This is a genomic window from Gammaproteobacteria bacterium (assembly GCA_021648145.1).
Lineage (GTDB): Bacteria > Pseudomonadota > Gammaproteobacteria > JAADGQ01 > JAADGQ01 > S141-38.
The window spans coordinates 122,324-133,472 of sequence record JAKITI010000008.1 but is presented as its reverse complement, the minus strand read 5'-3'; the positions used below and the strand labels follow the sequence as shown (position 1 = coordinate 133,472).

Here is an 11,149-nt window from a genome sequence, read left to right as displayed (position 1 = left end):
TACCCACACAAATTACTTTATCTTGCTTCAAAATTTTAAAGAGCCAGAACAATATTCAAACCAACTAAACAAATAGCCTTGTCCTAAAAGAGATGCGCATTCTACACCACCTCACACTTTCGTCAACCTCTTTTTTTAATCTTTCTTCCTAATTCGGACAAATCATATCAATTCGAAATATCTGCGGCCGAGTCTTCTGTATTGTGCTCAACCCAACGTTGACCTTTATTAGTAGACTCTCGCTTCCAAAACGGCGCTCGTTTTTTCAAGTAATTAATAACAAAACGAGAAGAGTCAAAAGCCTCCGCTCTGTGCGCCGACCAAGTTGCAACCAACACAATGGACTCATCAGGTTTAATTTCGCCCACCCGATGAACAACCAGCACACCAATAATATTCCAACGCTCTAATGCTTCTTCACAAACTTTTTCAATGTGCTTTTCCGTCATTCCTGGGTAATGATCTAGCCACATTGTCGAAACTTCATGACCATCATTAAAGTTTCGCATCGTACCAACAAAACTAACAACCCCGCCGGACTGCCCAGACTTCAAGCCTGCTTGGTATTTTTGAACTTCTGCATAAGGGTCAAACACTACATCTGTAACAACGACTTTCATATTAGCCCCCCGTCACCGGCGGAAAAAAAGCAACTTCATCACCCTCACTTAGGGAATGACTCCCGTCTGTGTACTCCATATTTACCGCAATCAAAATCCCATCAGGGATAGACTCTTCGACCACCTCAGACCATACATCCGCAACAGTAACAGCACCGCCATCAAGATCCAAAGACTCTTCTGACCGCCCAATACGATCACGCAGACTCGCAAAAAACTTCACTTTAATTTTCATGCATACACCCCCATGACCATTATATTATTTTCTTCCAAACACCCGATTTACCGCCTGACTTGGCCAACAAACCAATACCATTCATCACCATGCCGCGATCAACGGCTTTACACATATCGTAAATTGTTAACAATGCAACCTGAACTGCGGTAATTGCCTCCATTTCAACCCCAGTTTTACCACTGCACCTCACCGTTGCAACACAGTAAACAGAATTGCTATCAGGTTCTGGCACCAAATCAAGCTCAACAGCAGTAATACTAATAGGGTGACATAAGGGAACAAGCTCAGATGTCTTTTTTGCCCCCATAATACCCGCCACTCGCGCAATACCTAGCACATCACCTTTCTTGTTTTCACCCTTTAATATAAACTCAAGAGTTTCAGGCTCCATAATAATGCGCCCATCAGCAGTAGCCTCTCTTACAGTGACATCTTTACCACCAACATCGACCATGTGCGCCTCACCCGCCGCATTAAAATGTGTCAACTTTCCCATAAAAAATTCCCATCAAATAAAACAAACTTACTTAAAAACAGACTAAACATAAACCTTCACCTGTGTTCAACCACCAATCTGAGTCATACTTGTTCTCAACTGACGCAAACCATCCAGGTTAACTATTTTTTGATCTGATAGTTTTTTTGCCTCAAAACCATCCTTTGCTTTCTCACCGTACGCATATCGAAACAGCGTAATAATTTCATCATCACTACACCCTTCTCGCATCAAGCTTCGAAGATCGTAGTCTTTATCCGAATACAAACAATTACGGACGGCACCATCAGCGGTTAAACGAATACGTGAACAGTTGCCGCAAAGATTACGAGTAAATGCTGGAATCACCGCAATCTTTCCAGCATACCCTGGCGCTTTAAAAATATAGTGCTCAGTGCGCGTTCCTGGCGCGACCTCCAACCCTGGGTAAAGGGACTTAATTTGGTCTACAATATTTTGAGCACTGGCAAAATGATCGCCACTCTCCCAAATTTGATCCGCATCAAATGGCATAAACTCAATAAACCGCACAGTAACAGGAAGGTCTTTCGTCAACTCTGTAAATGCAGCAATCTCATTTTCATTAAAACCACGCATGAGAACAACATTTATTTTCACTCTGGGAAACCCTAACTTTACAGCCAGATTTATACTTTCAAGAACCTCTTCGATTCCATCGCGTCGCGTAATTTCCTTAAACTTTCCCGGATCAAGCGTATCCAGACTGATATTGACTCCCATCAAACCCGCGTCAAGCAATTTTTTTGCCAAACGAGGAAACAGCAAGCCATTCGTTGTCAGATGCACACCTTTAATACCCGGGGTATTATTTGCTCCTCTGACAAGATCCAAAATATCTTTTCTCATCAAAGGCTCACCGCCCGTGTATCTAATTTTCTTAATCCCCAAACGAGCTAACACACGAATTGTGCGCAACAACTCATCAGTATTAAGAATCATATTTTTATCTGCGAACTCAACACCCTCTTCAGGCATACAGTACGTGCAACGCAGGTTACATTTCTCAATAATAGCAATACGCACATAATCAAAGGTTCGCCCAAAACGATCCTGCAAAGGCGCAACACTTCCATCAATACTTTCTAACTGAGCGCTACAATTACTACTCTCTAATTCATCATTTCCCACTGAAAAAACCTTTTTACATCATTTTAGCTGACTCGAAATAGTGTAGAATCTTACAGGTCGTAAAAATAATTTACTACCGCAGATTAAATATAAGTTGAGATGAAATCATCTCAACCAAGCACCACAAATACCTGCATACACAATCAATTCCCAACCAACAACCTGACAGAGATCAATAGAAAAATGAAAAAGCAACACCTTTCCTGGGCTTCAAAGAAGCCAATGCCAATGGCACGATCTCACTGCCCAATCACATCATACAAAGGAAAAATCTACCTCTTCGGCGGTGGCGGACCAGACTTTAAAAGCCTTGACTCTGTTATTGCCTATAACCCAGACAACGAAACCTGGGAAAAGTGCACAAAAATGCCAACACTTCGCTCAGGAGCCGTGGCTATCACAAAAAATAACAAGATCTATGTGATGGGTGGTGGCTTCAAACAAGCTGACGGAAACTTCAAATTCCTTAAAACTGTCGAGATTTATGACCCAGAATCAGACGCATGGGAGACAGGCCCCGACTTACTGATGCCACACGACTATCCTGCTACCGCCACACTTGGAAACTATATTTATGTATTGGGAGGTCATCACCCCGACGCGACTCGTGGCGGACCAAAAACTGATCCTGGCTTTGATTTTTGTGAACGACTTAATTTGGAAACCAACGTATGGGAAGAGCTTCCCTCACTGCCTACAGCACGATTTGCCCTTGCAGCAGTGACCTGCGATGAAAAAATCCACGTAATGGGAGGGGTCGCTTTCACCAGAGAAGGCTTCAATAATTTCACCTGCATTGAAACATTCGACCCAACAAACCACTCTTGGCAAGCAGATACATCATTCGAACTTCCATGGCCCGCTGCAGGCCACGGTGCTGCAACACTTAATGGCAACATTTATGTATTCGGCGGGTACAGCAATGACGATATCGGCGACCACGGCGCTGCTTACAATATGAAAACAAAAACCTGGCAAAAGCTCCCACCCATGCCAACACCTCGTGCAGCAATGGGAGTCACAACAACAGATAACGCCATCTATATTATGGGGGGCTGGGCTGATGATGGCCGCACGCCTATCGCTGATATTGCTGCACTGGAAGTATAAATTTCAGTCAAATGGATGATCTATCACTACAGCGCTACAGCCGACACATTTTGTTGCCGCAAATTGATCTCGCCGGACAAAAAAAACTGGGGCGCTCTCAAGCTCTCATCATAGGGCTCGGCGGGCTCGGCTCGCCCGTTGCGCTCTATCTTGCTAGCAGCGGCATTGGGCATCTTGTGATTTGTGACACTGATTGCGTCGAACTTAGTAATTTACAACGCCAAATCATTCACACCACTCAAGCGATCGGCCAGCATAAAACTGAATCTGCACAAAGCATGCTGCAAGCGCTCAACCCCAACACCCAAATAACGACGATCAGTGAATCACTCCAAAGCGACACACTCCACACTCAGATCAAAGCCGCTGATATTGTTATTGATGCCAGTGACAACTTTAAAACCCGCTTCAAAATCAACAGAGCCTGCTTCACAAATAAAACTCCTCTCATTTCAGGAGCAGTCATACAGATGACTGGACAAGCGACTGTATTTGATAGTCGTAACAAAAGCAGCCCATGCTATCAATGCCTTTACCCTGACAATAGCACCGAACAAGCAGACAGCTGTAACGCAAGTGGCGTACTGGCACCCGCAACAGGCATTATTGGTAGCATTCAAGCGGCCGAAACCATTAAAACGCTCCTTGATATTGGCAACAATTTATGTGGCCGACTCTTGCTTATTGATGTACTCAACATGTCCATACGCACAACAAAACTCAAGAAAGATCCTAATTGCCCCGTATGCTCCTGAACAAACATAAACCTAAAAACAAAAATTACTTTGCTTTTTTCTATGTCTACCTATAGAATTTCGCGGTTTTCGACTTAACAATTGAACCAATCACTAAATATCAAGAGGATATAATTAATGCCATCTGTGCGCTTAAAAGAACACGAACCATTTGAAGTTGCGCTGCGTCGCTTTAAACGCACCTGTGAAAAAGCAGGTACTTTATCTGAAGTTCGCCGTCGCGAATATTATGAAAAACCAACTTCTGTACGTAAACGCAAAGCAGCTGCGGCCGTTAAACGCCAAATGAAAAAGGTTGCTCGTGTTCAGCGCAAGCATGTCCGCCTGTACTAAATTCAAGCTTGGCTTAATCAAATATGAAAGAACGTATTTTAGATGACATAAAAACAGCAATGCGTGCCAAAGACAAAGGCCGCCTTGGTGTGTTACGCCTGATTTCATCTGCAATTAAGCAACGAGAAGTTGACGAGCGCATTGAGCTTGATGACACTCAAGTCATCGCCGTGCTGGAAAAAATGATCAAACAGCGGCGCGACTCAATTGAGCAATTTACTGCTGCAAACCGCCTGGAACTGGCTGATATAGAGAAAAAAGAGCTCGAAATCATTCAGACTTACATGCCTAAACAATTAAGCGATGAAGAGATATCGGCTCTGATTGATGAAGCTATTGCCAGCACCGGCGCAACTTCTGCTAAAGAGATGGGAAAAGTGATTGGAATTTTACGTCCAAAGCTTCTCGGAAAAGCAGACATGGGCAGCGTCAGCAGCAAAATAAAGCAAAAACTACAAGGCTAACCAACTACCTGCATGAGTGGCAGGATTCCACAATCATTCATAGATGACTTAGTCAGCCGTGCTGATATTGTTGATATCGTCAATGCACGCGTCACATTGCGCAAAGCAGGTCGTGAATTCTCGGCTTGCTGTCCATTTCACAATGAAAAAACCCCCTCATTCACAGTAAGCAGAGAGAAACAGTTTTATCACTGCTTTGGCTGTGGCGCTCATGGCACTGCTATCGGCTTTCTCATGGACTACAATCACATGACTTTTGTCGATGCGATTGAAGAGCTTGCTTCAAATCTTGGACTGGAAGTTCCTTACGAAAACGCCCATGACCCCAACAAAGCATCCAACGAAAGTCTTTATGAGCTATTAAAACAAGTCAGCAATAACTACCAAGAGCAGCTCCGCAGCCACTCAAATGCAGCGCGTGCCGTTGAATATCTAAAAAACAGAGGGCTTTCTGGTAAAACTGCCAAAGAGTTTTTAATTGGCTATGCTCCGCCAGGATGGGACCACTTGCGGCAAAAACTCGGCCAAGGAGATCACAAACAAAAACAGCTCACCCTTTCAGGCATGTTAATAGAAAATGAAGATGGCAAGCGATATGACCGATTCCGCAACCGCATCATGTTTCCAATCAGAGATCGTCGTGGACGCACCATAGGGTTTGGCGGCCGAGCTTTAGGCGACGACGACAAACCAAAATACCTTAACTCACCAGAAACTCCACTTTTTCACAAAGGAAAAGAGCTTTACGGCCTCTATGAAGCCCAACAAGCACTGCGTAAAATCACCCGGCTCCTCGTTGTCGAGGGCTACATGGACGTCACTTCTTTGGCGGAATACGACATTCGCTATGCCGTAGCAACATTAGGCACCGCCACCACCCAAGAACATTTATCGCTGCTATTTCGTACAACAGATAAAATTATTTTTTGCTTTGATGGTGATCGCGCTGGCCGAGAAGCGGCCTGGAAAGCACTGCAAGTCGCTCTACCAACGATCCGTGAAGGGAAACAAATTAATTTTATGTTTTTGCCTGACGGCGAAGACCCTGACTCACTCGTACAGAAAGAAGGTCGCGAACAATTTGAAGGTCGCATCAATCAGGCTCAGCCACTCTCTGAATTTATTTTTGACCGCCTAAGCCAGGATGTAGATACCTCAACAATAGATGGACGTGCTCGCCTGACTGAAATGACCCGCAATTTACTCTCCCAGCTTCCAGGTGGCGTATTCAAACACATGCTCACCGAACGACTGGCAGAGATTGTTGAAGTTGACTCTAAACAGTTGGCTGCATTTATTGCTCCGCACGAACGCCCTAAACGACCTAAACTCAATCGTAAAAATAAAAGCCAACTCACTCCGGTAAGCTTTATGATCGCTATGCTATTACAGCAACCTAGGCTTTCTGTTTTTACACATGGTTTTGAAGCAGGCCTTGATACAGAAATTCCAGGCCTGCCTTTACTCACCGAAATACTTGAATTATTAAGAAAGAATCCCAATCTACAGACAGGCGCTCTACTGGAACATTGGCGAGACCAGGAAGCAGGTCGCCATCTGTTCAAACTTGCACAATGGCAATTTCCTCTCGCAGAAGAACATATGGAAAGTGAATTCCAAGGCGCATTAAAACAGCTAAAAACCAAGTTAAGCGAACAAAAAACAGAACAGTTACTCAAAAAAGAGAGGGAAACAGGCCTTGATGCGACAGAAAAAGTACAATTACGCCATTTACTCACACGTGGAACTTCTACTGATAACGGCAACCTAATACAGCCTAAGTAAGAATTATTTAGTTAGAAATAAATTGGATTTCACAGAAATCACTATTTTATTATATAATGCGCGGTTTCACTTTCTTTAGCACCCAACATTGTAAAGTTGCAAAATCCATTATGAACCAACAAGAATCCCGTCTTAAGCTTCTTATTGCCAAAGGAAAAGAGCAAGGTTATTTAACCTATCGTGAGGTCAATGACCATTTACCAAACGATATCGTTGACCCTGATCAGATCGAAAGCATTGTCAATATGATCAATGACATGGGCATTACCGTGCATGATACAGCGCCAGACCAGGACTCCCTGTTCATGCAAAACGCATCGACAGATGAAGATGCAGCAGAAGAGGCCGCAGCAGCACTAGCAAGTGTTAATAGTGAATTTGGCCGAACCACAGATCCAGTGCGCATGTACATGCGTGAGATGGGCACTGTAGAGCTGTTGACTCGCCAAGGTGAAATTGAAATCGCCAAACGCATTGAAAGCGGCATCAAACAAATGATCTCGGCATTTTCTACCCGTCCCGACATCATCACTCAGTTTTTAGCACAATACAAAAGAGTTGAAACGGGTGAAGGGCGACTGGAAGATCTTATTACCGACTTCATAGACCCAAATGCTATAGAAGATGAGGTTATCCTGACTGCGGCGCAACAAGCCGCCCTCGCCGCAGAGAGAGGTGATGATGAAGAGGAAGAGGATCCAGGCCTTGACCCTGAAGAGGTAAAAGCTCACCTGACTGAACTGAAAAGCCTACACAGAAAAGCAGTAGTGGCTCTTGAAAATCATGGTTTTGATCATGAAAAATCCATCACCGCACGTGCCGCCATGGCTGATAACTTTTTACGACTTAAAAGAACCCCTAAATCAAACGATGTATTAGTCACATACATGCGTAGCAATATTGCCAACATTCGTGAGCAAGAACGCACGATTATGAGGCTGTGTGTTGCACAGTCAAAAATGCCACGCAAAACATTCATCAGCACATTCCAGAAAAGAGAATCAGACACGGCATGGATTGATGAACATATTCAGTCTGGTGAAAAATATGTCACGGCACTTAAAGTAAGACTTGTTGAAATTCGTCGTGCCCAGAAAAAGATTAATGACATTGAAAAGAGCGCACTACTACCCATCAGTGTTCTCAAAGAGATCAGCCGCAAGCTTTCAATTGGTGAAGCTAAAGCGCGTCGTGCTAAAAAAGAGATGGTTGAAGCTAATTTACGCTTGGTAATCTCCATTGCCAAAAAGTACACCAACCGAGGTTTGCAGTTTCTTGACCTTATTCAAGAAGGTAATATTGGTCTGATGAAAGCCGTTGATAAATTTGAATATCGTCGTGGCTACAAATTTTCTACTTATGCAACATGGTGGATTCGTCAAGCCATTACACGATCAATTGCCGACCAGGCACGCACTATCCGTATTCCGGTTCACATGATTGAAACCATCAACAAACTCAACCGCATCTCTCGCCAGATGCTGCAAGAGATGGGACGAGAAGCCACGCCGGAAGAGCTTTCTGAACGCATGGAAATGCCTGAAGATAAAGTACGCAAAGTTCTTAAAATTGCCAAAGAACCTATTTCAATGGAAACCCCCATTGGTGATGATGAAGACTCAAATCTTGGTGACTTCATTGAAGATGCAAACACGATGCAGCCTGCAACCGCAGCTACCGTGCAAGGCTTAGGGGAGGCAACACAAAATGTACTAGAAAGCCTAACTGCCAGAGAAGCCAAAGTTCTAAGCATGCGCTTTGGTATTGATATGAATACGGATCACACCCTGGAAGAGGTTGGCAAGCAATTTGATGTCACCCGTGAACGCATTCGTCAAATTGAAGCAAAAGCACTACGCAAACTACGCCACCCAAGTCGATCAGATCGCTTACGCAGCTTTCTTGATTAAAAAAACAGGTGACGGAAGATAGCACCAGCGTTATACTTCCGTCTGCCTTTTTCAGGGCCTGTAGCTCAGTTGGTTAGAGCAGTGGACTCATAATCCATTGGTCGAAGGTTCGAGTCCTTCCAGGCCCACCATTTATTACTCAGAGACTGTCCTTACTTATGCCAAACAAGCAGCAGACTCAAACTTCATCACTAATACAACGCGACCTTTCTGCATTGTGGCATCCATGCACACAAATGAAAGACCACGAATCTTATCCGATAATACCTATTCGCAAAGGCGATGGAATCTGGCTCGAAGATTTTGATGGCAATCGTTACATTGATGGCATCAGCTCGTGGTGGGTCAATCTGTTTGGCCATTGTAATCCACGCATTAACAATCGAATCAAAACACAGCTCGATACTTTAGAGCATGTTTTACTGGCCGGATTTAGCCATGAACCAGCGATTGAACTTGCTGAACGTCTGGTACAAATCACCCCACCCGGTCTTGATCGCTGCTTTTATGCCGACAATGGCTCATCAGCCGTCGAAATTTCTATGAAAATGAGCTTTCATTACTGGCTCAATAAAGGGAAATCAAAAAAAACCAAGTTTATCACTCTAAGCAACGGCTACCACGGCGAAACACTAGGCGCACTCGCAGTAGGTAATGTCGATTTGTATAAAAAAACCTACGGCCCACTACTCATAGAGACAATCACTGTACCTTCGCCAGACTGTTACAACCGAGAAGCTGGTGAATCATGGAAAGAGTATTCAATACGCCAATTTGAAGCGATGGCTGAGGCACTGGAAAAGCACTCGAACGAAGTTTCTGCCGTTATCATCGAACCTCTTGTGCAATGTGCTGGCAATATGCGAATGTACGATCCCATCTATCTCACACTTTTAAGAGAAGCGTGTGACAATTATGGCGTACACCTCATTGCCGATGAAATTGCCGTAGGTTTTGGACGTACCGGCACACTGTTTGCCTGCGAACAGGCCGATATCACTCCAGACTTCCTTTGCCTCTCCAAAGGGCTAACAGGCGGTTATCTGCCACTTTCTGCAGTACTAACTCATGAATATGTCTATCAAGCCTTTTATGACGACTATGAAAACCTGACGGCCTTTTTACACTCTCACAGCTACACCGGAAACCCTCTCGGATGCAGCGCAGCACTCGCAACCCTTGATATTTTTTGTGAAGACGATGTTCTGGGAGATAACAGAAAACTAGCCGCAATCATGGCGCAAGCCACCGCGCACTTCAGTGAGCATCCAAACGTTGCTGAAGTACGTCAACACGGCATGATTCTCGCCATTGAAATGGTCAAAGATAAACAGACAAAAACACCCTTTCCGTGGCAGGAACGCCGAGGTTTAAAAATCTATCACCACGGACTTAAAAATGGTGTTTTATTGCGCCCACTTGGTAATGTGATTTACTTCATGCCTCCTTATGTTATTCAGAAAGCAGAAATAGAACACATGGCTCGCATTGCCTTTGAGGGCATCAATCTAGCCACTCGGTAAATAAACCACTCACCATGCGTATCCCTCGTATCTATACTGACCAAGCTTTAACCTGCAAGCAGAGTGTTATTCTTGAGAGTGCTGCGGCCAGTCATATTCATCGCGTATTGCGCCTCAAAGCAGGGGCAGAACTGATACTATTTAATGGCTTGGGAGGTGAATACAAGGCAATTATTGAATCTGCAAACAAACGTCAGATCACAATACAACTTACCCAGCACAGCACCAATGAAATAGAATCCCCACTGGATATCACACTTGTTCAAGGGATATCACGCGGTGAACGCATGGATTATACTATTCAAAAAGCCGTTGAACTGGGTGTGACTCGCATCGTACCAATCAAAACCCAGCGCTGCACCGTAAAGCTTGATGACACTCGCGCCAAAAAACGAATCGCTCATTGGCAAAAAATAATCATCAGCGCTTGTGAACAATGCGGTCGCAATCAAATTCCTGTTATTGAAAATGTAACCACTTATGAAAAGTGGCTTACGAGAGAACACAGCGCTTTAAATCTTATTTTAGATCCTACCGCCAATTCCACAGTCACACAGTTGAAAAAACCAACCACCGCCATTAACTTAATGATTGGCCCTGAAGGTGGATTTGATGACAAGGAACTTAACCTGGCAAAAATACACAAATATACCGGCATACGCCTTGGCCCCAGAATATTACGCACTGAAACAGCAGCGATTACAGCACTCAGTGTATTACAAACATTATGGGGTGATATATAATCGCCCCAGACCTTAATCAGGAA

At 44.1% G+C, this 11,149-nt stretch carries 12 protein-coding genes and 1 tRNA gene; 9 read left to right on the top strand and 4 right to left on the bottom strand.

Annotation, left to right across the window (positions count from 1 at the left end):
* Positions 1-167: 167 nt before the first annotated feature.
* The 4 genes from L3J70_07100 to moaA all read right to left on the bottom strand — a co-directional run bounded on the left by L3J70_07100 (position 168) and on the right by moaA (position 2,503).
* Positions 168-620 carry a molybdenum cofactor biosynthesis protein MoaE gene (locus L3J70_07100; GenBank protein MCF6236125.1) on the bottom strand — a complete coding sequence of 151 codons (453 nt, stop codon included), beginning with the start codon at positions 618-620 and terminating at the stop codon, positions 168-170.
* Position 621: 1 nt separating this feature from the next.
* Positions 622-855, bottom strand: a complete 234-nt coding sequence (moaD, locus tag L3J70_07095; protein ID MCF6236124.1) for a molybdopterin converting factor subunit 1 — start codon at positions 853-855, stop codon at positions 622-624.
* A 19-nt stretch (positions 856-874) separates the two neighbouring features.
* Positions 875-1,354 carry a cyclic pyranopterin monophosphate synthase MoaC gene (gene moaC / locus L3J70_07090; protein MCF6236123.1) on the bottom strand — a complete coding sequence of 160 codons (480 nt, stop codon included), beginning with the start codon at positions 1,352-1,354 and terminating at the stop codon, positions 875-877.
* 66 nt (positions 1,355-1,420) lie between these two features.
* Positions 1,421-2,503, bottom strand: coding sequence for a GTP 3',8-cyclase MoaA (gene moaA, locus L3J70_07085; protein ID MCF6236122.1), 1,083 nt, complete (start codon positions 2,501-2,503; stop codon positions 1,421-1,423).
* A gap of 183 nt (positions 2,504-2,686) precedes the next feature.
* Between moaA and L3J70_07080 the strand changes: the two genes are divergently transcribed.
* The 9 genes from L3J70_07080 (at position 2,687) to L3J70_07040 (ending at position 11,126) form a co-directional block, all read left to right on the top strand.
* On the top strand, positions 2,687-3,613 hold the full coding sequence (locus L3J70_07080; GenBank protein MCF6236121.1) for a hypothetical protein: 927 nt from the start codon (positions 2,687-2,689) through the stop codon (positions 3,611-3,613).
* Between the two features lie 11 nt (positions 3,614-3,624).
* Positions 3,625-4,368 (top strand): molybdopterin-synthase adenylyltransferase MoeB, encoded by a 744-nt coding sequence (moeB, locus tag L3J70_07075; GenBank protein ID MCF6236120.1) that lies wholly within the window; start codon positions 3,625-3,627, stop codon positions 4,366-4,368.
* Between the two features lie 117 nt (positions 4,369-4,485).
* Positions 4,486-4,701, top strand: a complete 216-nt coding sequence (gene rpsU, locus L3J70_07070) for a 30S ribosomal protein S21 (protein MCF6236119.1) — start codon at positions 4,486-4,488, stop codon at positions 4,699-4,701.
* Between the two features lie 23 nt (positions 4,702-4,724).
* A complete protein-coding gene (locus L3J70_07065; protein ID MCF6236118.1) occupies positions 4,725-5,165 on the top strand; it encodes a GatB/YqeY domain-containing protein in 441 nt (146 codons plus the stop codon).
* 12 nt (positions 5,166-5,177) lie between these two features.
* Complete coding sequence (dnaG, locus tag L3J70_07060) at positions 5,178-6,950, top strand: DNA primase (protein MCF6236117.1); 1,773 nt, start codon at positions 5,178-5,180, stop codon at positions 6,948-6,950.
* A gap of 110 nt (positions 6,951-7,060) precedes the next feature.
* The gene (gene rpoD, locus L3J70_07055; GenBank protein ID MCF6236116.1) at positions 7,061-8,860 is read left to right on the top strand and encodes an RNA polymerase sigma factor RpoD; all 1,800 of its coding nucleotides are present in this window, start codon (positions 7,061-7,063) and stop codon (positions 8,858-8,860) included.
* Positions 8,861-8,914: 54 nt separating this feature from the next.
* Positions 8,915-8,991, top strand: a tRNA-Ile gene (locus tag L3J70_07050).
* 27 nt (positions 8,992-9,018) lie between these two features.
* A complete protein-coding gene (locus tag L3J70_07045; GenBank protein ID MCF6236115.1) occupies positions 9,019-10,383 on the top strand; it encodes an adenosylmethionine--8-amino-7-oxononanoate transaminase in 1,365 nt (454 codons plus the stop codon).
* A gap of 14 nt (positions 10,384-10,397) precedes the next feature.
* Positions 10,398-11,126 carry a 16S rRNA (uracil(1498)-N(3))-methyltransferase gene (locus tag L3J70_07040; GenBank protein ID MCF6236114.1) on the top strand — a complete coding sequence of 243 codons (729 nt, stop codon included), beginning with the start codon at positions 10,398-10,400 and terminating at the stop codon, positions 11,124-11,126.
* Positions 11,127-11,149: the final 23 nt, after the last annotated feature.